This window comes from Alkalihalobacillus sp. BA299, assembly GCF_017745675.1.
Lineage (GTDB): Bacteria > Bacillota > Bacilli > Bacillales > Bacillaceae_F > Alkalihalobacterium.
In genome coordinates, this window is record NZ_JAFLJM010000019.1 from 18,767 (window position 1) to 43,417 (window position 24,651).

The following is a 24,651-nucleotide window of genomic DNA, read 5'->3' on the forward strand; positions in this document are numbered from 1 at the left end:
GGGTATGAATGAAGAAAAAATTGAGCGTCTTCTCGCTTTCATGCGAGAGGAAGCGTACAAGCCATTAACTGTTTCCGAATTAGAAGAAGCGTTTGGATTAACGGACTCAAGCGAATTTAAAGAGTTTGTAAAAGTACTAAATCACATGGAAGAAAAAGGGCTTATCGTTCGTACACGTAGTAATCGTTACGGTGTGCCAGAACGAATGAATTTAATCAAAGGGAAAGTGCAAGGCAATGCGAAAGGCTTTGCTTTTATCATTCCAGAAGTACAGGGAGAGACAGATGTCTATGTTTCTCAAAGCGATTTAGGAGGAGCAATGAATGGCGATATCGTTCTCGTTCGTTTGCATCCAAAATCAACAGGGACGCGACCAGAAGGCAGTGTCATTCGTATTATCGAGCGAGGTATGCAACAAATCGTTGGTACATATATGGACCACGAACAATATGGCATGGTTGTAGCCGATGATAAGCGTATTCCAAATGATATTTTTATCCCGAAAACAGCTTCTAAAGGAGCGGCTGAAGGCCATAAAGTCGTTGTTAAAATTACAAGATACCCAGAAGGGCGCAATAGTGCCGAAGGGGAAGTCACAGAAATATTAGGCCATAAAAATGATCCCGGAATTGATATTTTATCGATCATACACAAGCACGGATTACCGCAGGAATTTCCACAAGACGTCCTCGATCAAGCGGAGAGTGTTCCAGACGAAATTGATCCAGATGAATTAAAAAATCGTCGCGACCTCCGTGATCAGACGATCGTTACAATTGACGGAGCAGATGCGAAAGACTTAGATGATGCCGTAAATGTTGAAAAACTCGAAAACGGTAACTATAAGTTAGGTGTTCATATCGCAGACGTAAGTTATTATGTAAAAGAAGGTTCACCGATTGACGTTGAAGCAGAAGAGCGTGGAACGAGTGTGTATTTAGTGGATCGAGTGATTCCGATGATCCCACACCGTCTTTCCAATGGAATTTGTAGTTTGAATCCGAAAGTTGATCGCCTGACGTTATCGTGTGAAATGGAGATTACATCAGACGGGCAAATCGTTGGTCACGACATCTTCCAAAGTGTGATTCGAACTACGGAACGAATGACGTATACCGATGTGAGAAAAATTTTACAAGAAGAAGATGAAGAAGTGCTAAAGCGTTATGAACCACTCATTCCATTTTTTAAACAAATGGGTGAATTAGCTGATATCTTGCGGAAAAAGCGGTTTGAGCGTGGAGCAATTGATTTTGATTTTAAAGAAGCGAAAGTGTTAGTAGATGAAGAAGGAAAGCCGAATGATGTGGTTATTCGCGAGCGTTCTGTAGCTGAACGCTTAATTGAAGAGTTTATGTTAGCAGCAAATGAAACGATTGCTGAACACTTTCACTGGTTAAAGCTTCCGTTTATTTACCGTATTCACGATGACCCGAAAGAGGATAAGCTCAATAAATTTTTAGAGTTCATTACCAATTTCGGCTATGTTGTGCGCGGAACAGCGAACAATATTCACCCACGGGCTTTACAGCAACTCCTAGAAGCGGTACGTGGTGAGCCAGAAGAAACGGTCATTAGTACGGTGATGCTTCGTTCGATGCAACAAGCAAAATATGATCCAGAGAGCTTAGGTCACTTCGGCTTATCAACAGAGTTTTACACTCATTTTACTTCACCGATTCGCCGCTATCCAGACTTGATCGTTCATCGTTTGATCCGTACGTATTTAATTGAAGGAAAAACTGATGAAAAAACACAAAGTCATTGGAAGCATCGACTAGACGAAATTGCAAAGCATTCATCTGAAATGGAGCGTCGAGCGGTTGATGCAGAACGTGAAACGGACGAAGTGAAAAAAGCGCAGTTTATGGAAGATAAAATTGGCGAAACCTTTATGGGGATCATTAGTGGCGTAACGAATTTCGGGATTTTCGTTGAACTCGAAAATACAATTGAAGGTCTCGTCCACGTCAGTTATTTGACGGATGATTATTATAGCTATGACGAACGCGCATATGCCATGATCGGGGAACGCACCGGGAATGTGTTCCGAATTGGTGATGAACTAGAAGTTCGTTGTATTAACGTAAACGTTGAAGAGTCGTCGATTGATTTTGAAATCGTCGGCATGAAAGAGCCGTCGAAGAAGCGTGAGCGTAAAGCATCACCTAAAGTCATCGTTGGACCAAAGCGGAAGAAGAAAGGTGACGAAGCTGGAAAGCCTGGTGCTGCAAACGGAAAAGATAAGAAAAACAAAGGAAAGCGGAAGAAAAAAGGTTTTTATGAAAATGCACCGAGAAGCAAACGAAATAAAGGAAAAAAGAAAAAACGTTAATCACTAAAAGAAAGAGGTGAAACCGCATTGGATAGATCTCCCAATGCGGTTTTCTTGTCTAGCTGCAGCACCCACCGACTAGCGAGACTTCCCTCGCCGCCGTACGATAAGTCAACATCGACTCACTACCCGTTCATCGTGTTTCCTTTATCTCCTACGGCTCAGCCCAGTCCGTACGTCGGTAAACGGGCGCTTGAGCTTTTCTTGTCTAGCTGCAGGTGTCATCGGCTCGAGGTCGCTTCGGTCCATCAAACGTGTCCAAAAGCAGGAAACTAATTGCTGGTCCTCCAGCGCTTGTCGCCGATAAGCAGACACCTTCCGCTTTTCTTGTGATGATTGTCTAGTTTCGAATTTTGGCGGACACTACGTACGTTATTTTCATAAATATCCGCAGCCTCGTTTGTTTGTACTATTCTATATGAATTCTACGGTGAATTTGATATAATATTACAACGACACAAAAATTGGTAGGTGTATGAGAAATGGCGAAAAAAGACAGTAATGTCATTGCTCAAAATAAAAAGGCATCCCATGATTATCATATTGAAGAAACATTTGAAGCTGGGATGGTCCTTCAAGGAACAGAGATTAAATCGATCCGCGCAGGCAAAATGAATATAAAAGATGCGTTTGCGAAAATACAAAACAACGAAATTTACTTATGGAATGCGCACATCAGTCCTTATGAGCAAGGCAATCGATATAATCACGATCCATTGAGGACGAGAAAGCTTTTGCTGCACAAAAAGCAAATTAACCAACTTATCGGTGCATCAAAGGAACAAGGCTATTCCATCGTACCACTAAAGGTGTACATCAAAAATGGCTTTGCTAAAGTGTTAATCGGATTAGCCAAAGGGAAGAAAAAGTTCGATAAACGTGAGGACCTGAAAAAGAAAGATGCGAAGCGTGAAATTGAGCGCGCATTTCGTGATAAGCAAAAAGTATAAGCGCAAGCTACACACTAACTTTGTCGTTTAGAGATGTGCTAAGTTTAGTTATTGAAGAGTTTGATATTGATGGCTCACTTTGACAATGGGGACTAGGTTTCATCGTTTGTGCTGAGTTGGTATTTGATGCTGGCATTAATGCTGACGTATGGAATAAATTGTCATTTGAAAAGTAGTCCAAATATGCTATAATGTAATTCCAGACGGCGAGATGATCGCTTCTGGATTACAACTGGCTCTTTTGCCTAACTTCTGTTTCTAGCTGTTGTGTCTGAAAAAGGCGCATCAAGCTATTTATAATCTGGGGACGTTTTGGATTCGACAGGGGTGGGTTGAGCTTAAGTTGCGAGTCGAGGGGGTCGGCCTCGTTAAAACGCCAAAGCCAATAACTGGCAAAACTAACAATAACTTCGCAGTAGCAGCTTAATAGCGCTTTGCGGTTCCACCCTCCATCGCCCATGTGGTAGGGATCGGGACTCACTCTAAGTGGGCTACGCCGGCTGTCCTCCGTCTGAGGACGAAGGAAGAGAACAATCAGACTAGCCTTACCGAAGCCTGTTACTGGGCCGACGTAAGTGCGAAATGCTAATACAGTAACTATGCTCGTAGAAGCTTAAGTGTCGACATTCTTGGACGCGGGTTCGATTCCCGCCGTCTCCACCAAAATAACGTGAAAAAGACCACCGTGTTAGGTGGTCTTTTTCGTTTAGCTGACTTCAAAATAACGTTAGACTTAAATATCTGGATTTAGACTTAAAAAGTGAGAGTTAGACTTAAATTTGCTAAGTTAGACTTAATAAATTTCGTTTAGACTTAAATAATTAAATTAGACTAAATTTTACGAGAAGATTATATGAAGATTATATGAAGCCACTAATTTGAACTCACTGATTTGAAGTAAATGTATCGCCTTTGTTAAGAAGTTATAAAAATTTAAAAACATGAAGGATATTTTATTAATTTTGAAGAAATCTTCCCCTAAAAAGGAAGAGGAGTTGATCATTTGATTAAGAAGGAACGAGGAATTCCCCTTAAAATTCAAAAACTCAAAGCTCTACTTAGAAGGTTACCCATGAACCATCCTAAAAGGGGTAAAATTGCAGAAGAGGTGGCTAAAAGCATTGCAGGTTACAATGGCGAAAAGTCTATTGATTTTCACCTATCCTTTCTAGATAAGCAAAAATACATTATTCTCCACGATATAAGAATTTCCGATAATGAAGGCAGATACTTTCAAATAGATACTTTACTTTTATCAACAAACTTCATTCTTATAATCGAAGTAAAAAACATTTCTGGAACCTTATTTTTTGACGAGAACTTTCACCAACTTATTCGATTGATAAATGATAAAGAAGAAGCATTTCCAGACCCACTATTGCAAGTTAGAAGACAAAAACAGCAACTGCAAGGCTGGTGGAACAAACAAAAATATCCCGAGCTCCCGATCGAGTCAATGATAGTAATCAGCAATCCTTCCACAATTATCAAAGCAGCACCCTATATGAAAGTCGTCCATGCTGCATCACTTCCATACAAAATAACCAACCTTAATAGAGTGCATAAGCAAGAATTACTTAATGTAAAAGTATTAAAAAAAATTACAAATACACTATTAAAGCAACATGTACCATTAGAACATGATTTCCTAAAACAATATGGAATTTTAAAAACAGAACTTTTAAAAGGTGTACATTGTCAAGAATGTAATGAAATCACCATGACCAGGAAAAGAGGTTATTGGTACTGTTCAAAATGTCAACATCGGTCCAGTTATGCTCATAAACTTGCCTTGAATGACTATGCTCTTCTCATTGAGACTAAGATAACGAATCAAAAGTTCAGAGATTTCATCGGTATTTCATCGAGTACAATTGCCACAAAGCTGCTTTCGGAATTAAATCTTAAACATTCTGGAGAAACAAAAGGCCGAAAATACAAATTAGATCTCCCGCTAGAATAACGCTCTTCCTAGATAAAACATTTCTCCTATCTCTTTTAAAGCCCCCGCTCACTCATGTTATATTTTTCCTGCCTTAATTCCAATGCAATCATCAATAGCACAAATAAAATAAATCTGTATATCACAAATAATCCCCGATCAAGCAATGTACTCACAAATAGATATTACTCGTCTCTAATCACACTCAAGCTGAGGGAATAGTAAAAGCAGGACATCGACCGATAGGACATCATATTAAGAAAATCCTAGTAAGTCGCGTGATAGTGGTCAATTAAAGAGAGTCTGTCATTTGTGAAGTCCACACGATGTATTACTCATTCAAAAACTTCTGAAATTTTCTTGACACTTCATCATAGTTTTATTATTCTTAAAGCAACAGTAATTTTACGAACGGCATTCGATAATGTCGAACAATTGAAAAAGTACAACAAAGAAGGTGCTTAAATGAGTGATCGTCACATTCAATCTATTATAAGAGCTGCAGAAATTTTAGAGTTATTTCTATCCTCTGCTGAGCTGAGTATTAAGGAGATTAGTCAAAATACAGGTCTTTCCAAAAGTACCGTTCACGGGATTATTAAAACTTTAGAATATAAAGGCTTTCTCACGCAAAACCCAGAGGATCAAAAGTACAAGTTGGGAATGAAGCTATTTGAGCTAGGTAATTCAGTTAGTAATAATTTAAATATCGGAAAAATTGCTCGTCCATACATTCAAGAGCTTGTAGAGAAGTTAAAAGAAACCGTTCACTTAGTGATTTTGGATCAGAGCGAGGTCATTTATGTTGAAAAGGTGGAGGGGTCGCATTCATTGAGTATGTACTCACAAATTGGAAAAAGAGCACCCATTCACTGTACTGGAGTCGGAAAGGCGATTTTGGCTTTTCGTCCAGAAGAAGAAATCGATCAGCTTTTATCAGAGACGACTTTGACACCGTTTACAGACAAAACGATGACAGATAAAGAAAAAATTAAAGAGCATCTAAAACAAGTGAAAAGGCAAGGATATGCAATGGATGATGAAGAGATTGAAATTGGACTAAGGTGTGTGGCCGCTCCAATTTTTAACCATAAAGGGGAAGCGATTGCTTCTATTAGTTGTGCGGCTCCTATTACTCGATTTAATGATGAGCTAATAACTAATGTCATAGTCCATATTAAATTGGCAGCTGATGCAATTTCACGACAAATGGGATATAAACCAAGTTTACAGCTGTAGACTTTCATATAAAATCAAAAAAGGCTAAGGGAGAGAGTGAAACATGGCAAAAGTAAAAGTAGCAATTCTTGGTTCAGGAAATATTGGTACAGACTTAATGATCAAATTAGGACGATCTGACGTTTTGGAATTAACAGCCGTGATTGGGATTGATCCTGAATCAGATGGCTTAAAGAAAGCAAAAGAGTTAGGTTACCAAGCCATATATAATGGGATTGAAGGGTTTTTGGCGCAACCTGATTTAGCGGATATCGTATTTGATGCGACTTCAGCAAAAGCGCATATCCGTCATGCAAAATTGTTAAAAGAAGCAGGCAAGCAAGTGTTGGATTTGACTCCAGCAGCTGTTGGCCCAGCAGTTATTCCAGCTGTAAATATTAGCGAACATTTAAATACTGAAAATATTAATTTAATTACTTGCGGGGGGCAAGCAACAATTCCGATTGTTCATGCAATCGATCGAGTACAATCGGTTGAATATGCAGAGATTGTCGCAACGATTTCAAGTAAAAGCGCTGGTCCAGGGACGAGAGCAAACATTGACGAATTCACAAAAACTACTGCGCGAGGCATTGAAACCGTTGGTGGTGCAAAAAAAGGAAAAGCGATCATTATTTTAAATCCAGCTGAACCACCAATCATGATGCGCGATACGATCCATTGTCTTGTAGAAAACCAAGCTGATGAGGAAGCGATTACGAAGTCTGTTAAAGAAATGGTTAAGGTCGTCCAAGAATATGTTCCAGGTTACCGTTTAAGACAAGAACCGATCATTGACGATAATAAAGTTACCGTTTTCCTTGAAGTGGAAGGAGCAGGAGATTATCTTCCAGCTTACTCAGGAAACTTGGATATCATGACTGCTGCAGCGGTTAAGGTAGCAGAAGAATGGGCAAAAACTAAAATTCATGCGAATGCTTAAGGAGAGGGAGAATGATTATGACGAAAAGAGATTTATATATTACAGAAGTAGCTCTACGCGATGGGAGTCACGCAGTTAAACACCAATTTACAGTTGATCAGGTGGTAAGTGTTGCAAAAGCTTTAGACGAAGCTAATGTTCCATATATAGAAGTTACACATGGTGATGGCTTAGGGGGATCTTCTTTACAATTCGGTCTTTCTCATACGAATGACCTGGAGTTAATTGAAGCCGCTGCATCCGTTGTAAAAAATGCGAAGATTTCCGTGTTATTACTTCCAGGGGTTGGGATTAAAGAAGAGTTAAAACAAGCAGCCCAATTAGGGGCAAAAATGGTTCGTGTCGCGACACATGTAACAGAAGCGGATGTGGCCCCGCAACATATCGCACTTGGAAAAGAACTTGGTATGGAAACCGTCGGCTTTTTGATGATGTCGCATATGGCCCCAGTAGATAAGCTTGTCGAACAAGCGAAATTAATGGAAAGCTACGGGGCAGACATCGTTTATGTCGTTGATTCAGCTGGTGCGTTATTACCGCATGAAGTTAAAGAACGGATTCGTGCCATGAAAAACAATTTATCGGTAGAAATTGGTTTCCATGCCCATAATAATTTATCGCTTGCGATGGCCAATACATTAGCGGCAATCGAAGAAGGAGCTACACGTATCGATGGAAGTATTCGCTGTCTAGGAGCTGGAGCGGGTAACACGCAAACAGAAGTATTAGTAGGTGTTTTAGAGCGTCTTGGGATCGAAAGTGGCATTGATTTATATAAAATTATGGATGTGGCAGAAAATATTGTCGCCCCAATTTTACCAAAGCCACAGGAAATCACAAAAGACAGCTTAGTCCTTGGCTATGCTGGGGTGTATTCTAGTTTTCTATTACATTCACAAAGAGCAGCGGAACGATTTGGTATAGACTCACGTGATATTTTAATAGAGCTTGGAAAACGCCAAGTAGTTGGCGGGCAAGAAGATATGATCTTAGACGTAGCTGCTGAGATTGCAAAAGCAAAACATTCACTCGTATAATAAAATCGTTTATAATTAAATGAGAGAAACTCGTTTTCTCTCTTTCTTTTATTTTCTAAAGTAAGCGCTTTCAATGAAATGACGGTAAGTATGGGGGAGATGAGTATGAATATCAGTGTAGTCGAAGAAATTAACAGTACAAAGATAAAAACGGAGCGCAAAATTACTTTTTCCTCCTCAGCCTTTGGTCTAATACGAGAAAATCTGAGAAGAAATATTGGTACCAAACGTGTCAAAAGCTTTTTGTTTCACTACGGTTGGGAAATGGGCGCACAAGATGGCAAGGTCGCGATGAAAAGTGATACAGCGCTCGATAAGCTTATTAAAAATGGCCCAATTCTTCACGTTAAAAATGGCCATATCCGTGGGTTCCGCCATGATTGCAAGGTGGAGTTTGACGAACAGAAAAACTTCAAGAAGGTATTAGGACAAGGGGCCTGGTATGGCTCTTATGAAGCGGAAGAGTATCTAAAGCAGTCAGGGATTTCAGAAACACCCGTTTGTCATACGTTAATAGGTTATGCGAGCGGTTTTATGTCGACTGTTTTTGGTCATCCACTATTGGCAAAAGAGATCTCTTGTGTTGCCCAAGGACATGATGAGTGCAGATGGGTTGTAAAAACGAAGGAAGAATGGGCAGAGGAAATGCCAGAAGCACTAGAGATCTACAATCAAACAACGATCGTTAATGAATTAAAGTATACGTATGATCAATTATTAGAACAGAAAAACTTTATAACACAGTTATCAGATTTTCAAAAGAAAATTACAGACGAAGTGATTAAAGGTCATGATATAGATACGATTGTCGACTTGGTATATGATACGATTAAAATTCCAGTGATTGCTGAAAGTAAAGATGGTCGTACAGTTGCTTTTTCAGGGATGACTGAGGAGCGGTATCAGGAGTTAAAAGATGACATCGAGCAATATGCTACGAAGCATATCTCAAAAGAATTATTGCCATTCCAGAAAAATTTAATTGTAACAGGCAACCAAAAACGTCTCTTAGCACCAGTACTTGTTCAAAAAGAAATATTAGGTTGGTGCTCGTTCATCTATGATGAGGATGATGAAGACGTTCAACAGGAGAAAGATTCTTTGTTTCTCGATCGGTTTGCAAATGCTGTTTCGTTAGTGTTGTTAAACGAGAAAACCAAGTTTGAAACATTTGAACGAATGAAGGGGAACTTTTTAGAAGCGATTTTAGAGGGGAAGTTTACAACCGATGAAATTTTAAAAAGAGGTGCCTATACAGGTCTTGACTTGTCACAACCATACTATATTGCGGTACTGTCATATAAAGAAAATAACTGTTCTGTTCAAAAGGAGTTTATCCTTCAAGAACAGCTTTATGATATGACGGTTCGTTATTTTTACGACCAAGGACAAACTATGCTGGTCGGTCACAAAGATCAAAAAATTGTTTGTTATTTCCCTACAGAAAAAACGAATATTGAACCTGTTATGAATGAGTTTTATCAGTTCCTTGATAAAAAGTATCCACAAGCGGGAATCAAAATAGGAATTAGCAACATGGTTGATGATCCATCTAATGCGGATAAAGGGTATGAAGAGGCACTCGTTGCTCTACGCTTAACGACGAAAAAGCCAGTTATTCCATTTCAATCACTAGGCATTATAGGGATATTAATCAACTCGCAAAATATTAACAGTATTCGGTCGATCGCAAAGCAGGAGCTTGGACCATTATCCCAACTAGATGACATTAAATCGTTTGAATTGTTGAAAACGCTCTATTTCTTTTTACTGAATGGTGGAAAGTTAGAGCAGACCATGAATGATCTTGCTTTATCGATGAGCGGTTTACGACATAGAATTCATAAGATTGAAAATATCCTTCAAAAAGACCTTCGTGATCCATACGAAGCACATCAACTATTACTCATTATTAAATCGTTGATTGTGATTGAAGAATTGTCGTTTCAATAGGGAAGTGTTAGTCTTAACGAGCATAAAATTAAAAAGTTCAATCAGTAGAAAAAAACGCTATGAGTAATTACGCTCATAGCATTTTTTATGTAAATAACAAGCGGCTGGGGTTTACTCACTAAAGAAGTTAAACTTCTTAAAGTGTAAAAATGAACAAAAATTGTCTTAATTAATTTATTTCATAGACAATTTTTGTTCTAGAGTTAATTTCGACAATTACATACAATGAAGTTACATCAAAGAGATTGACACTATTAACACTGTGGTTATGTTAAACAATCCACAGATCAAAGGGATTAGTTCCCTATTAATAAAGAGGTGAAAATTATGGTAAATACAACAGCAGAGCAAAAAAATCTAACATTTGAAGACCTTCTAGGAGGTGCAGAAAAAGTTGGACGCTTAGCCGAACAAGAAGCTAGAGAAGCCGAAGTAAATTCAACAGTTTCTGAAAACGTTATCAATCTAATTAAAGAAACACAACTTTCAAAGTTATTGTTACCGAAAGACTATGGTTTTCCACAAATAGACTTTTATCAGTTTTCTAAAATCATTCGAAAAGTAGCAAATTACAATATTTCTGCAGCATGGCTTGCCTATTTATATCCTTTACACAATTCACTGCCAGCACTTCTTCCAAAAGCAGAACGCGATAAGATTGTTGAACAAGGAGGACTAATCTGTGATGTGTTCGCGGCTGTTGGAAAGGCAGAGCGTGAAGGCGATGGTTTCCGTGTCAGTGGTACATGGAACTTTGCAAGCGGTGTCAACTACAGTGACTGGATTGGTTTAGGGGTTTCAATGCACTTCCCAGGTGAAGAAAAGCCTGAAATCTGTATGCCGATCTTCTCACGAAAAGAAGTAGAAATTATTCAAAATTGGGATACATTTGGACTTCGAGGAACAGGAAGTAACCAAGTTATTGTGGACGATGTATATATACCAAATGAGCGAATTTTACGTTTAGAAAAAATCGATAAAGTAAGTCAACCACCAGATGCGGATTATGATCGTGATTACCCATTTTACGATGTTCCTTACTTCCCAGCATTCTACATTGGTTTCCCAAGTGTTGCTTTAGGTGGTGCTGAAAGAATTCTAAAAGAATTTAAGGAACAAACAGAAAAACGCGTTCGTCTCGTTGATGGAATACGTGAAAGTGAATCACCGCGTAGCCAACGGGTATTAGCAGAAATGATGATGGATTTCCACGCGGCTGAGGCTATGATGGTTAAATATATCGATTTACTTGAAGAAAGCAGAAAAGGCGTTGAAATTCCGCGCTCAGAGTTTTTTGCTATTCGTACTAAGCTTATCAAAAATTGCGTAGACATCGCAGTTCGTTCCCTAATGACATTAGGTGGCGGTGCTCTATATAAAGGTGGGGCAATGGAATTATTTATTCGTGATATTTTATCTGTTGCTACACATAAAACATCACTTTATGAAGATTCTGTTGCAGCTTATGGTAAAGAATTATTTGGATTTGATGGAGGAGTTCGCGGCTAACAGTCACTCCCTACTTGGAAAGAATATTATGTGCTATTACGGAGGTAAATTATGGATGATCGTCAATTTCGAACAGCAATGGGGAAATTCGCTACAGGAGTTACAGTAATTACTACGGAGGTTGAAGGAGAAGTTCATGGCATGACAGCTAATGCATTTATGTCAGTTTCACTCGATCCCAAGCTAGTAGTAATTTCCATCGGGCAAAAGGCTCGTATATTAGAAAAAATTCAAGAGAGTGGCATTTTTACGGTTAATATTTTAGCAGCAGACCAACAAGAAATGTCGATGATTTTTGCAGGACAAATTAAAAACCGTAAAGTAACATTCGACCGTTTAGATAACAAACCTGTTTTGTCTGGGGCTGTAGCCCAAATCGCTTGTGAGGTTTCAGCAGAACATGTTGAAGGAGATCACACTTTGTTTATTGGCAAAGTAACAGATATTCATCTTGAAGAGAAAGATCCTCTTCTTTTCTATAGCGGAAAATATCGTTCCTTGGAAAAAGAAGAGACTGCTGTTTCATAGATTGAGAGAGGAAAGGTGATTGTATGGAAACCGTTTATATCAATCAGAAAAATTTGCGTGATTGGCAAGAACGAGCGATACCAACGGTTATGGCACTTGGATACTTTGATGGGCTTCATAATGGACATCGTCAAGTCATTAAAACGGCGGCTTCGATTGCTGATAAACACGGGTTACCACTAGCGGTCATGAGTTTTACGCCACACCCAAAAACGGTGGTATCCAATGGGAAGGAACAAGTTCAGCATTTAATGCCAATCGATGAAAAAATAGAAAAATTAAATATGCTCGGTGTCGATACTTTTTATCTTATAAAGTTTGATAAACAGTTTGCTAAACTTTCACCAGAGGAGTTCGTAGCGCAATATTTGGTTGATCTTAAGGTTGTCCATGCAATCGCAGGTTTTGATTTTTCCTATGGATTTCGAGGAAGTGGTAATTTAGATAGATTAAAAGCTGATTCAAATGGAATAATCAATGTCACAAAGGTAGATAAGATCGAATACCGCGGAGAAAAGATTAGCTCGACATGCATTCGAAAACGGATTTTAGCTGGAGAGTTTAATGAGTTACCTCAATTTCTTGGTCATTTGTATGAAATGAAGTGTGATTTGAACGGAACGGTCCTTAAACCACATTTACACTATGCAATACCTCAACAGGGCAGTTATGAGGTGGGAATAAAAAACGGGGCGGATGAGCTGAAATGTCAGTTAGTTGTAACGAAAGACGGCTCATTGAAACCTTTGCACTCCCTTCCGATTGTAAAAATGAAGAGCCCCATTTCAATTGTGTGGAAAAAACGAATGGCAATTAATGAAAAAGAGTTAATCACACAAGCAAATGTTTATTAATAAATTTATTAATTTTTAAAAGAAGGAGTAACTGATATGGCAGAAATTATTGCGGGCGTAGCAATGTCACATAGTCCAATGATCATGACAAATCCAGAGGCAGGTGGAGAAAAAGGACAACGGTTTATATCAACGGCAGGTGAGATGAACAAATGGTTAAAAGAAGAGGGGACAGATGTACTTATTTTAGTATCTGACGACCACTTTAATAGCTATTTCTACGATCATATGCCATCGTTTACAGTCGGCATTGATGAGTGTCAAGGCTGGGGAGATTGGAAACTTCCGAAATACGAAATCCCTGTTCAGCAAGATTTAGCAAAACATATTTTGAATACAGGTTTAGAAAATAATCTAGATCTTGCTTTTTCAATGAGAATGAAAGTAGACCATGGACATACACAATCAATCTATTTCTTAAATGAAGAATTAGAAGTCCCTTGTGTACCCATTGCAGTGAATACAGCAGCACCACCATTACCGACAATGGATCGTTGCTTCCAAGTTGGCGAAGTGCTTCGTAAAGCGATTAACTCTTGGGATACAGATAAAAAAGTCGCTCTAGTTGCTTCTGGTGGAATTTCTCACTGGGTGCCAATTCCGAAAATCGACAGTGAAAAACCTGAGGATCAAAATTTAATCCATGTATTGAAAAATGGACGTCAAGAAATTGATCAGTTAGACGAATACTTGAAAGTTCGTGAAAGTCGTGTGACTAGCCTAGTATCTGGTCCAGTAAACGAAGAGTGGGATCGTGAGTTTTTAGATTTGGTTTCATCAGGTAATGCGGATGCTTTACGTAAATGGGATGCTGCTTATATTGAAGACAATGGTGGAAACGGTGGACAGGAAATCCGGAACTGGCTTGTATTATTAGGTGCATTGCAAGATTTCAAAGCTGAAGTTGCTTATTATGAGCCGATTCCAGAGTGGGTAACGGGTATGGCAATTGTTCAATTTAAAAAGTAAGCAATTTTCTAACAGCGAATAATAATACAACAGTAAAAATAAGTAAAAAATGGAGTGATGATAAATGTCAACATCAATGTGGAATGGTTTAGCAGACCTTGAATTTAAAATGTATTATTTAGATGCTGCGGGAATTAAAACTCGTGTACTAGAAGCGGGTTCTGGAGAGCCATTAATCTTGCTACATGGTACTGGAGGACATATCGAAGCGTATGCTCGTAACATTCGCGGACTAAGTGAACATTTTCGAGTGATTTGTATTGATATGGTCGGTCATGGTTATACAGCAAAACCTGATCGTCCATACGGAATTGATCTTTACAGTGAGCACCTGCTTGGTGTCCTTCAAGCTCTTGAAATGGAAAAAGCTCACATCTCTGGTGAATCTTTAGGTGGATGGGTAGCTGCTTGGTTTGCTGCAGAACATCCTGAATATGTTTTATCTTTAGTGTTGAATACACCAGGAAATGTCAATAATAAGCCAGAAGTTATGGCAAAATTAAAAGAGTCTACCGTTAAAGCGGTATTAGAAGCAAACTATGAAAATGTAAAAAATCGCTTAGAATGGTTAATGTATGATAAATCTCAAGTGACGGAAGAGTTAATTGAAGCTCGTTACAATATTTATACGCAGCCTTCGTATCAAGAGGCGGTTCATCATATTGTTGCATTACAAGATTTAGAGTTTAGAAAACTTTATTCATGGGATCCATCATGGTGTGGAAAAATTAAGGCCCCAACATTGTTAGCATGGACAGATCACGACCCTACTTCTACGGTGGAAGAAGCTAAGCCAATTCAAGAAATGATCCCAGGTAGTGAATTGACGGTCATTAAAGATGCTGGACACTGGCCGCAATGGGAAAAAGTGGAAAATTTCAATAGCACAATTATTGATTTTATTAAACAAAAAGTAAAAGTATCAAATTAGAAGAAGTAACGCACTTCAAAAAGAAAGAGGTTTTTGTTATGAGTAATCAAACAGTAAACCGGATAGAACAAGCATACGAAAGTTTATTAGAAGCGGAAAAAACACATCAGGCAATTTCACCGTTAACTGAGCTAGTTCCTGACCTTTCAGTAGAAGAAGCCTATCATGTTCAGCTTAAAATTATTGAAAAGAAAGTTAATGATGGCCAAAAAATAGTTGGGAAAAAAATTGGCCTTACATCATTAGCAATGCAACAACTTCTTGGTGTAGATCAACCAGATTATGGACATTTGTTTAAGTACATGGATGTGACTGGAAAAGAAATGATAGCGATGAAGGAGTTATTCGCTCCAAAAATTGAAGGCGAGATTGCTTTTGTATTAAAAAAAGATTTACAAGGACCATCAGTAACCATTGAAGATGTATTAGATGCAACGGATTATGTGGTTCCTGCACTTGAAATCGTAGATAGTAGAATTAAAGATTGGAAGATTAAACTGCCAGATACCATCGCCGATAATGCCTCATGCGGACTCTATTTGTTAGGACAAGAACGTATATCTATCAATGACATTGATTTACCAAAAGTCGAAATGTCGTTATATAAAAACGGTGAACTCATTAACCAAGGTACAGGCAAGGATGTATTAGAAAACCCTGCAGCATGCGTAGCTTGGCTTGCTAATAAATTACATGAATATGGTGTAACTTTAAAAGCAAATGAAGTGATATTATCTGGTGCTTTATCGGCTGCTGTAAACGCTGAAGCTGGCGATCGTTTTACAGCTGAATTCAAAAACTTTGGTAAAGTTGAAGCGGTTTTTTCTTAGCATTGAAAGAATGAGGAGATACTTACCTATCTTCTTCTTCTTTTAGAAAAGTTATGTAATCGTTTTCAAAAATATAGATGTCCAGCATTGATAAATCACTGAAGTTTTTATTCCGTTTAACTTCATTTAGTATGGGGTTCTTCCCTCCCTAATAAATGAAGTTATCGCTTTCATTTATTTGTAGCTATTGACATGAAAAGGCTTATTAATTAAGACTAAGATCAGTTTTTTAAAGGAGGTAGACGGTATGGCAATTTATGAACGAAAGGATGCGGGAGAACAACCCTATTGGAAGTTAGGTCCTTTTAAATTAAGATTACCTTTAATTCATTATAGGATAGAACTTCCCGAGGTTTTACAAGGATTTATTATATTTGCGGTTGGCATGGGGGTTATTCCTTTACTACAGACACATGTAGGCATGTCCTATGAGGCAGCATTAGCTGTTTTTATCATCTATTCTTTTACAATGATACTTCCATCCTTGCTTGGTGAACCTTTTGTTCCTGGCTGGATTACTCCAGCTGTTCCGCTTGTCATTTTATATTTAGGTGATTTTGAACTAGGACCAGAAGCGGTTCAGGCGTTAGTGGCATTACAATTGCTTGTAGCCGTTATTTTTCTAATATTAGGTGTTACTAAATTAGGAAGCAAACTTGTTGAGTGGCTTCCCAAATCGTTAAAAGGAGGTATATTAATTGGTGCTGGTCTTGCAGCAATTACAGGTGAAATACAATCAGGTAGTCGATTAATAGAAACACCAATTACATTAATCATCGGAAGTATCATTTGTTTTTACTTAATGTTTTCAGTTTCTTTTCAGGCACTATATAAGAGAAATAAATGGGCTAAACTCATCGCAAATTATGGAATTATGCCAGCTATCATCTTGGCAATTATTATAGGTTGGGTTACTAAGGAGTATCCATTGCCTAATATTCAATGGGGCTTTACCGTACCAGCTTTTGCTGAAATGTGGAGTTATACGCCATTTGTCGTTGGATTTCCGAGCCTTGATGTTTTCTTAATAGCTATTCCTACAGCGATCATCGCCTATATCATTGCATATGGGGATATCATTGTAGGGACTACCTTAATGAAAAGAGCAGATGAAGTAAGAAAAGATGAAAAGGTTGACTTTAATGTTGATCGCCTTCATTTTATAACATTTATCCGAAATATTATCCATGCGTTTATAGCTCCACATCCTGGCATGTCAGGACCCGTTTTTACTGCAGGATTAGCAACAATTATTGAAAGGTATAGGTTTGGGCGTAAAGCGATGGATTCCATTTTTTCAGGGTCGGGGACATTTGTTATCGCAATGGCAGTTGCCGTATTTTTACTCCCATTAGTTACATTGTTTCAACCAGTATTGCCAGTAGCCCTTTCATTGACGCTAATTTTAACAGGCTATATCTGTATAACGGTAGGTGTAGAACAAATTAAAACTCCAGCCGAGCGAGGAGTAGCGGGGATAATGGCTATCGTTTTATCTATATATGGTGCTACTTATGGGTTACTGGTAGGAGTTGTGTTATATTTTATTATTGAAAGAAGCAGCAAATTAAAGAAAGAAAAGGATGTTTTCGATAAAAACACTAAACATACAGCGTAGTGAGTATTTTAAATTACTGTTAAATTCGAAAAATTAGTATAGTCGGGGTATTTAGAATAGTATTCAAGCAATTTAATTTAGATCACAGAATAATTAATTAGATCGATTGGCCATTTTAATGAAAGAACCTCTCAAATATTAGTGAGGTTCTTTCATAATGGGAGATACTCATTGAAACTTTGACTTTTTAGTCATGATACGAGCTTTTGTTTTTCTCGCTCTTGTTCGCGACGCGACTCGATTCTAATCCATACAACCATTAGAAGCGCTAGTGAGATGAGTCCACAAAGAGCAATTACAATTCCATTCCAACCAAAGCTCTCCCAAACGACTCCGCCGCTCGTTCCGATCACACTCGAGCCAAGGTAATAGCACAGTAAATATATAGAAGCAGCTTGGGATTTATAATTCGTTGCTAATTGACCGACTAAGCTGCTGGCAATCGAGTGACTTCCAAAAAAGCCGAACGTAAAAATAGCTAGAGCGACTAGAATCATCCAAAGGCTGTCACCTAAAGTGAATAAAGCCCCAAGAAGCATAATAATGATCGTCACAGGCAACGTTACTGACTTTCCAAACTGGTCACTCACTCGCCCCATAAATGTTGAGCTGAACGTACCGAATAAATAAATTAAAAAAGTGAATCCGATCATCGTTTGACTTAAAAGATAAGGAGCGGCCATGAGCACAAAACTAATATAGTTATAAACGGTGACAAATCCGCCCATTAGGACAAACGAAATGGTATAAAGTCCAAGCAGTTTCCGGTCCTTTAAATTATAAACGAGCGAGATAATAATCTTTTTTAGCGAGTATTTTCTCCTTATCGATTGAACGTCCTCAGGTAAAAGGATCCAAAATAAAACACTCAGGACAACACTTATTCCACCGATGACAAGGAGGGCAGTTTGCCAGGAAAACCAATCGGTTAATGCGCCTGTAATTAACCGCCCAGACAATCCTCCAACCGTCGTTCCACTGACGTAAATGCCCATCACTCCTCCTAACGTTTTTGGATGAAATTCTTCACTGATGTAGGTCATCGCTATTCCAGGAAAACCAGCGAGTGCGATTCCTTGTAGTGCGCGAAGAAGAAGCAAGCTTGTAAAATTAGGACTGAAAGCAGACAAAATGCAGAGGAACGATGAAAGAAGGAGTGCCCAAGTCATCATTTTTTTTCGTCCGGTTGAGTCCGAAATAATGGCGGTCACTAACATCGTTACAGCCAAACAACCAGTAGTGGTCGACAAGGCAAGACTAGCAACAGCAGGGGTAACACCAAACTCCATCGAAAATATTGGAATTAGCGTTTGCATGGAGTATAAAATCATAAAGCTAATGAAGCTTCCAGAAAATAATGCAATCATCGTTTTATAATAGCTAGCATGATTTTTTTTGATGTAATTCAATGATATCTTCTCCTTTTTGATCGCGAACTTCCGAATAGGTTATACAACTTTTTATATACGAATGTCGGTTGGTGATAGCTAAAACTTTCCTTACTATTAATCATACTTTTGACAACTAATAACATCCAATTTATAATTTTTATAAAATTAATGCAAAAATGTAATAGATGTAAGGAGGATAACGATAATGGAATGGCAGCAGTTAGAGTATTTTCAAAAGGTTGCTGAACTTCAGCACTTTACTCGTGCCGCTGAGGCTCTTTATATTTCCCAACCTGCGTTGAGTCGATCGATTGCACGCTTAGAAAAGGATCTTGGTGTTCCGCTTTTTGAACGAAATGGCCGGACCGTTCAATTAAATCGTTACGGGAAATTGTTTTTAAAAAAAGTAAATTCCGCCTTATTATTAATAGAAGAAGGAAAGCAAGAAGTTGAAGATATGGTGCATCCAGATCGTGGTCTGATTGCGCTCTCTTTTTTACATACACTTGGTTCACACATCGTTCCAGAATTAATAAGAGAATTTCGAAAATCATATCCCGATGTTCAGTTTCAGTTATTTCAAAATACTGCAGACATTTTAATCAAACAGCTAACGACAGGGGCGATCGATTTATGCTTAACCTCGGCTCCGGTTGAAAGAGTTGGGTTAAGATGGGAGAAGTTATTTCGTGAACAATTATTTGTGATTGTACCGAAATCCCATCACTTAGCAAAAAAAGAGTGTATCAAGCTAGCGGAAGTTGCAGAAGAACCATTTATTGGTTTTAAAGAAGGGATTGGATTAAGAACGATTACAGATCAGCTCTGTCAACAGGCAGGCTTTAAACCAAAGGTGACATTTGAAAGTCAAGAAGTGTCGACTGTTAATGGACTTGTATCTGCAGGGCTTGGGGTCAGTTTAATTCCCGATCGAAAAGGGTTGGATGAAACACAAGTGGTTAAATTGACGGTGGAAGATTTAGAATGTACGCGTTCGATTGGGGTTGCTTGGGTCGAAGATAGGTACAGACCTCCAGTTGTTGAGCACTTTCGGTCATTTGTATTTTCTTTTTTTAATGACAAATAAAGGTATTTATATTTATTAAATATTCGGAAAATTATATTCTAATAGTAATAAACAATTTTTTACAATTTAAAAATGCATCTATTAGAATATGAGGGGGATCAGAATGAAACAAGACCGTTCATATCGTTTTGTTGGCTGCCGAGTCAAAAAGGATTTATACAAATATTTGTACGATAATGAATGGTATTCTGAAAAAAGATGATTATACATATCGACATAATATAGGTGTTTCTGTACTGGCATCTCTTCTTGCCAAATGGCTAGGGCTCTCTCGTGAAGAAATTAGTCTTATTTCAATGGGAGGGCTTTTACACGATATTAGTAAGTTGTATATTCCGGATGAAATTCACCTCGGTATATTGTTTCATTTGTAGAAAATACAGAATCTGCATAGCATATTAGCACAGGATGTTCCTGTGTTTTTTAATTTGGCTAAAGGTGGAAGTGAATATAAAATACTATAAAATTTTTGTCCTACATAAAAGGATTTAGAGAAATATGAAGCATATTTTTCAAATCCTCGTCGTAATTCGTTATAATAGAAGGAAGACAATATAATTTCCGATGAGGTGAAATTGTGGATGATAAGCTGAAACAACAATTAGATGGATTACTGGAAAAGTACACGGAACTCTTACTTGGGGTAGAAGATGAGTCACTAAAAGAAAAGGTGAAGGCATGGGCCCTTTACACCCATATTTCGAAAAGTATGCCACCGCTTGCGAAGCATTGGAATGAACAGTATCCAGATGCAAAGGAAAAGATGAAGGAGCTTGTCACTGAAATTCAAACGTTGAATAAAGAACATCGGAATAAATAAATGTTCAGTTAGGGTTTGGTGGACACTACGTTCGTTATTTCTAAAAATATCATTAATAAGGAAACGACGTCCATTTCATAACCAAAAAGGGGAAGAGATGATCAAAATGATCGGTCTCTTCTCCTTTTAATGTGCTGCTTTCAGTCCCTACGTCGGTAAACGGGCGCTTGCGCTTTTCTTGTCTAGCTGCAGGTGTCATCGGCTCGAGGTCGCTTCGGTCCATCAAACGTGTCCAAAACTCAGGACACTAATTGCTGGCCCTCCAGCGCTTGTCGCCGATAAACAGACACCTTCCGCTTTTCTTGTCTAGCTGCAGCGCCCACCGACTAGCGAGACTTCCTTCACCGCCGTACGATAAGTCAACATCGGATCGCTAGCGCTTCTCCGTGTTTCCTTTATCTCCTGCGGCTCAGTCCAGTCCCTACGTCGGTAAACGGGCGCTTGCGCTTTTCGTATCAACTATAAGGGAATTGGTTACTGTAGCCTGAAAATTGCTGGTAGGCTTGATCGAGCTGTTGTTGCGGGGTTGCATCAAAGCTGTACCAGCCTTTTTTGAACATGACATTAAACAGCTCGCGCTGACAGTTTTGTGTTTCGTTACAAATGGTATTAATATCTTTGTACAATTGTTCATGACTGGCTTCGTTCATCGCGTAACCGTAAGACGATGTCATATATTTTTCGGTCGATAATACATCATTGATGAAGTCTCGATCTGACATTTGTGGCGATTCAGGAACTTGTGTCTTAGGGTTTTGGATTTTAGTTTGTTGGTTCATTCAGAAACCCTCCTGTTATTGAAGTGCTTGAGTTGTCATTTGGTTTTGAGTTTGGAGATGTTGCAAAATTCGCTCATAATGCTGTTTATGCATTTGCCCTGCTTTATCTATAACTGCTTTTACTTCAGGGTCTGTACAATGCCCAGCATAAAAATGACACTTTTTCATTGCTAGCAAGTTCCAAGAAAGCATGTCAGTAATATAAAGGTGATCTTTACTCGTCACAACATTAGGGGGTTGAGGCATAATCCCTTGTTGCTGATTCATTGATGGTTGTTGCTGCTGTTGCTGTTGCATCATGCAAGTAGCCTCCCTCATTAGCCACATGATTTTGTACCTTAACGATACACATTTATCGTGCGAAAAAGGAGGTGGAATAATACATGGTAGCTAATTACATGGCGAAAAATAATTAATAATTTTCTGAAATTACTCTTGCTAAATGAAAAAAAATTCGATATAGTTGTTATAGAACATAAATTATTGAGCAATGTGATATTTTTTTGATAGAAAAATGAATGAGTATTCATTCAAAGTGTTTAAGGAGAAGGAGGACAAATATGGTTCGTCAAATTCGTAAAGCAGCTGTACTAGGCTCAGGAGTCATGGGTTCGGGAATTGCTGCAGTATTAGCAAATGTAGGTATATCAACGCTTTTGCTTGATATTGTACCTCGCGAGCTTACAGAAACTGAAGAGAAAAAAGGGTTGACTCTTCAAGACAAAGCTGTCCGAAATCGTTTAAGTACTACGGCGGTACAAAAACTTTTAAAACAAAACCCAGCACCACTTACGGTGAAAGATAACCAGCAATTGATTTCAGTAGGGAACTTTGAAGATGATATGCAGCAACTTGCAGATGTTGATTGGGTCATTGAAGTGGTAGTTGAAAACTTAGATATTAAAAAGAAGGTGTTTGAACAAGTTGAACAGTACCGTAAACCAGGATCGATTATTAGTTCAAATACATCAGGTATTTCAATCGAGGCCATGGCAGAAGGTCGTTCTGAAGATTTTAAAGCAAATTTCTTAGGAACTCATTTCTTTAATCCACCTCGTTACTTAAAATTATTAGAGATCATCCCAACTCATGACACAAATCCTGAAATTATTGGATTTATGAAAGCGTTTGCTGAAGATGTTCTCGGGAAGGGTGTCGTTGAAGCAAAGGATACACCTAACTTTATCGCAAATCGGATTGGAACCTATGGCTTATTAGTAACTGTATCTGAAATGGTAAAAGGCGGGTATTCTGTCGGTGAAGTCGACTCTGTTACTGGGCCACTGATTGGGCGTCCCAAAAGTGCGACATTTAGAACATTAGACGTTGTCGGCTTAGATACCTTCTTACATGTAGCAAAAAATGTGTATGATCAGGTGGAAGGAGCAGAAAAGGAAGTGTTTGATCCTCCTTCGTTCATGCGTGATATGGCTGTAAAAGGGTGGATAGGAGCGAAATCAGGGAAAGGCTTTTTCGTCAAGCAAAATACAGAAAAAGGAAATGAAATACTAGAGCTAGATCCTCATACACTTGAGTATGGTCCGCGTAAAAAGTTGAAAACGGCTTCGACGGAAGCTGCGAAACAAGCAAAAGGCTTAGCTGCTAAATTAAAAACATTAATTTATGCAGAAGACCGTACGGGCCAATTGATGTGGAATATTTTTAAACCCGTATTGATTTATTCTGCTGAAAAATGCTATGAGATTGCAAATGATATCCATTCAGTCGACCAAGCAATGAAATGGGGCTTTGGATGGGAGCAAGGACCATTTGAAGTATGGGATGCAATCGGCGTAGAAAAATCTGTCGCGAAAATGGAAGCGGAAGGTGCAACCGTTCCAGCTTGGGTAAAAGATATGCTTGCCTCAGGTCAAACGAGTTTTTATTCAGAAAAAAGTTATTATCATAAAGGCGAATATCGAGCGATCGAAGAAAATAAAAAGATAATTCATTTAAAAGCTTTAAAAGAAGATAATAAAGTTATTTTTAAAAATGCAGGTGGTGCATTAATTGATATAGGAGACGATATTGCTTGTTTAGAATTTACTTCGCCTAACAATTCAATTGGATTAGATGTCATCCAAATGATTAATAAGTCCATTGATGAAGTGGAAAAGAACTACAAAGGTTTAGTCATCGGGAACCAAGCGAAGAATTTCTGTGTCGGTGCGAACTTAATGATGGTTTTAATGGAAGCACAAGACGATAACTTCCTTGAAATTGAACTAGTTATCCGACAATTCCAAAATGCGATGGCGAAAATTCGTTATGCTTCAAAACCAGTTGTTACGGCACCGTTTGGAATGACTCTCGGTGGGGGAGCCGAAATTTGCTTACCGTCAGCAAGTATTCAAGCGTCTTCAGAAACGTATATTGGCTTAGTTGAAGTTGGTGTTGGATTAATCCCTGGTGGTGGAGGAAATAAGGAGCTTTACCTTCGTAACTTAGAACGCCATACACCAGGAGCTGATCTTCAAGCAGTAGCTAACCGCACATTTGAGACGATTGCGATGGCAAAAGTGGCGACATCTGCAGACGAAGGCCGTGCGAATGGTTTCTTGAGTGATCGTGATGGTGTAACGATGAATGGAGACCATGTCATTTATAATGCAAAACAACAAGCACTTCATTTATTTGAGCAAGGCTATAAAGCACGAGCTCGTAAGCCAATTCCAGTTGTTGGAGAAACAGGCTTTGCAACGTTATTATTAGGTGCAAAAACGATGAAATTCGGCGGCATGATTTCAGATCACGACTTAAAAATTGCTGAAAAATTAGCGTTTGTAATTGCTGGTGGACGTGTACCAAAAGGAACATTAGTTGATGAGCAATACTTACTTGATCTAGAGCGTGAAGCATTCTTAAGCTTAGTCGGTGAGCCGAAGTCACAGCAAAGAATGCAGTATATGTTAACAAAGGGTAAACCACTACGCAATTAGGATGAATGGAGGGAAGAA

General features: G+C 38.5%; 21 protein-coding genes and 1 other RNA gene. 19 read left to right on the top strand and 3 right to left on the bottom strand.

Annotated features, from left to right (window positions below):
* Positions 1-4: 4 nt before the first annotated feature.
* From rnr to J0N78_RS20555, 15 genes are all read left to right on the top strand, one after another.
* Positions 5-2,335: a ribonuclease R gene (rnr, locus tag J0N78_RS20485; RefSeq protein ID WP_209124993.1), complete on the top strand. Its 2,331-nt coding sequence runs from the start codon at positions 5-7 to the stop codon at positions 2,333-2,335.
* Positions 2,336-2,817: 482 nt separating this feature from the next.
* A complete protein-coding gene (gene smpB / locus J0N78_RS20490; protein ID WP_209124994.1) occupies positions 2,818-3,285 on the top strand; it encodes an SsrA-binding protein SmpB in 468 nt (155 codons plus the stop codon).
* Between the two features lie 303 nt (positions 3,286-3,588).
* Positions 3,589-3,948: a transfer-messenger RNA gene (ssrA, locus tag J0N78_RS20495) on the top strand.
* Positions 3,949-4,357: 409 nt separating this feature from the next.
* Positions 4,358-5,248 (top strand): nuclease-related domain-containing protein, encoded by an 891-nt coding sequence (locus J0N78_RS20500; protein ID WP_209124995.1) that lies wholly within the window; start codon positions 4,358-4,360, stop codon positions 5,246-5,248.
* A gap of 444 nt (positions 5,249-5,692) precedes the next feature.
* Positions 5,693-6,466, top strand: coding sequence for an IclR family transcriptional regulator (locus J0N78_RS20505; RefSeq protein ID WP_209124996.1), 774 nt, complete (start codon positions 5,693-5,695; stop codon positions 6,464-6,466).
* 43 nt (positions 6,467-6,509) lie between these two features.
* On the top strand, positions 6,510-7,388 hold the full coding sequence (locus J0N78_RS20510) for an acetaldehyde dehydrogenase (acetylating) (RefSeq protein WP_209124997.1): 879 nt from the start codon (positions 6,510-6,512) through the stop codon (positions 7,386-7,388).
* Between the two features lie 17 nt (positions 7,389-7,405).
* Positions 7,406-8,425 (top strand): 4-hydroxy-2-oxovalerate aldolase, encoded by a 1,020-nt coding sequence (gene dmpG / locus J0N78_RS20515; RefSeq protein WP_374193948.1) that lies wholly within the window; start codon positions 7,406-7,408, stop codon positions 8,423-8,425.
* Between the two features lie 105 nt (positions 8,426-8,530).
* Entirely contained in the window at positions 8,531-10,378 is a 1,848-nt protein-coding gene (locus J0N78_RS20520) for a V4R domain-containing protein (protein ID WP_209124999.1), read from the top strand.
* Positions 10,379-10,705: 327 nt separating this feature from the next.
* Positions 10,706-11,887 carry an acyl-CoA dehydrogenase family protein gene (locus J0N78_RS20525; protein ID WP_209125000.1) on the top strand — a complete coding sequence of 394 codons (1,182 nt, stop codon included), beginning with the start codon at positions 10,706-10,708 and terminating at the stop codon, positions 11,885-11,887.
* 51 nt (positions 11,888-11,938) lie between these two features.
* Positions 11,939-12,415 (top strand): flavin reductase family protein, encoded by a 477-nt coding sequence (locus J0N78_RS20530; protein WP_209125001.1) that lies wholly within the window; start codon positions 11,939-11,941, stop codon positions 12,413-12,415.
* 23 nt (positions 12,416-12,438) lie between these two features.
* Positions 12,439-13,269 carry an FAD synthetase family protein gene (locus J0N78_RS20535; protein ID WP_209125002.1) on the top strand — a complete coding sequence of 277 codons (831 nt, stop codon included), beginning with the start codon at positions 12,439-12,441 and terminating at the stop codon, positions 13,267-13,269.
* Between the two features lie 36 nt (positions 13,270-13,305).
* Positions 13,306-14,238, top strand: a complete 933-nt coding sequence (locus J0N78_RS20540; protein ID WP_209125003.1) for a DODA-type extradiol aromatic ring-opening family dioxygenase — start codon at positions 13,306-13,308, stop codon at positions 14,236-14,238.
* A gap of 64 nt (positions 14,239-14,302) precedes the next feature.
* Positions 14,303-15,169 (top strand): alpha/beta fold hydrolase, encoded by an 867-nt coding sequence (locus tag J0N78_RS20545; protein WP_209125004.1) that lies wholly within the window; start codon positions 14,303-14,305, stop codon positions 15,167-15,169.
* Positions 15,170-15,207: 38 nt separating this feature from the next.
* A complete protein-coding gene (locus J0N78_RS20550) occupies positions 15,208-15,999 on the top strand; it encodes a 2-keto-4-pentenoate hydratase (protein WP_209125005.1) in 792 nt (263 codons plus the stop codon).
* A 247-nt stretch (positions 16,000-16,246) separates the two neighbouring features.
* A complete protein-coding gene (locus tag J0N78_RS20555) occupies positions 16,247-17,617 on the top strand; it encodes a solute carrier family 23 protein (RefSeq protein ID WP_209125006.1) in 1,371 nt (456 codons plus the stop codon).
* 191 nt (positions 17,618-17,808) lie between these two features.
* Here the strand turns inward: J0N78_RS20555 and J0N78_RS20560 are convergent, their stop codons facing one another.
* Complete coding sequence (locus J0N78_RS20560) at positions 17,809-19,026, bottom strand: MFS transporter (RefSeq protein ID WP_209125007.1); 1,218 nt, start codon at positions 19,024-19,026, stop codon at positions 17,809-17,811.
* A gap of 187 nt (positions 19,027-19,213) precedes the next feature.
* On the opposite strand from J0N78_RS20560, the gene J0N78_RS20565 reads away from it, so the two are divergent.
* From J0N78_RS20565 to J0N78_RS20575, 3 genes are all read left to right on the top strand, one after another.
* Positions 19,214-20,095 carry a LysR family transcriptional regulator gene (locus J0N78_RS20565; RefSeq protein WP_209125008.1) on the top strand — a complete coding sequence of 294 codons (882 nt, stop codon included), beginning with the start codon at positions 19,214-19,216 and terminating at the stop codon, positions 20,093-20,095.
* Between the two features lie 176 nt (positions 20,096-20,271).
* Positions 20,272-20,469, top strand: a complete 198-nt coding sequence (locus J0N78_RS20570) for an HD-GYP domain-containing protein (RefSeq protein ID WP_209125009.1) — start codon at positions 20,272-20,274, stop codon at positions 20,467-20,469.
* A gap of 203 nt (positions 20,470-20,672) precedes the next feature.
* Positions 20,673-20,915, top strand: a complete 243-nt coding sequence (locus J0N78_RS20575; protein WP_209125010.1) for a YusU family protein — start codon at positions 20,673-20,675, stop codon at positions 20,913-20,915.
* Between the two features lie 455 nt (positions 20,916-21,370).
* On the opposite strand, the gene J0N78_RS20580 is transcribed toward J0N78_RS20575, so the two are convergent.
* Together J0N78_RS20580 and J0N78_RS20585 are read right to left on the bottom strand one after the other, a co-directional pair.
* On the bottom strand, positions 21,371-21,694 hold the full coding sequence (locus J0N78_RS20580) for a spore coat protein (RefSeq protein WP_209125011.1): 324 nt from the start codon (positions 21,692-21,694) through the stop codon (positions 21,371-21,373).
* Positions 21,695-21,709: 15 nt separating this feature from the next.
* Positions 21,710-21,991 (bottom strand): hypothetical protein, encoded by a 282-nt coding sequence (locus tag J0N78_RS20585; protein ID WP_209125042.1) that lies wholly within the window; start codon positions 21,989-21,991, stop codon positions 21,710-21,712.
* A gap of 263 nt (positions 21,992-22,254) precedes the next feature.
* Here J0N78_RS20585 and J0N78_RS20590 point away from each other — a divergent pair, with 263 nt between their 5' ends.
* Complete coding sequence (locus tag J0N78_RS20590) at positions 22,255-24,633, top strand: 3-hydroxyacyl-CoA dehydrogenase/enoyl-CoA hydratase family protein (RefSeq protein WP_209125012.1); 2,379 nt, start codon at positions 22,255-22,257, stop codon at positions 24,631-24,633.
* Positions 24,634-24,651 lie beyond the last annotated feature (18 nt).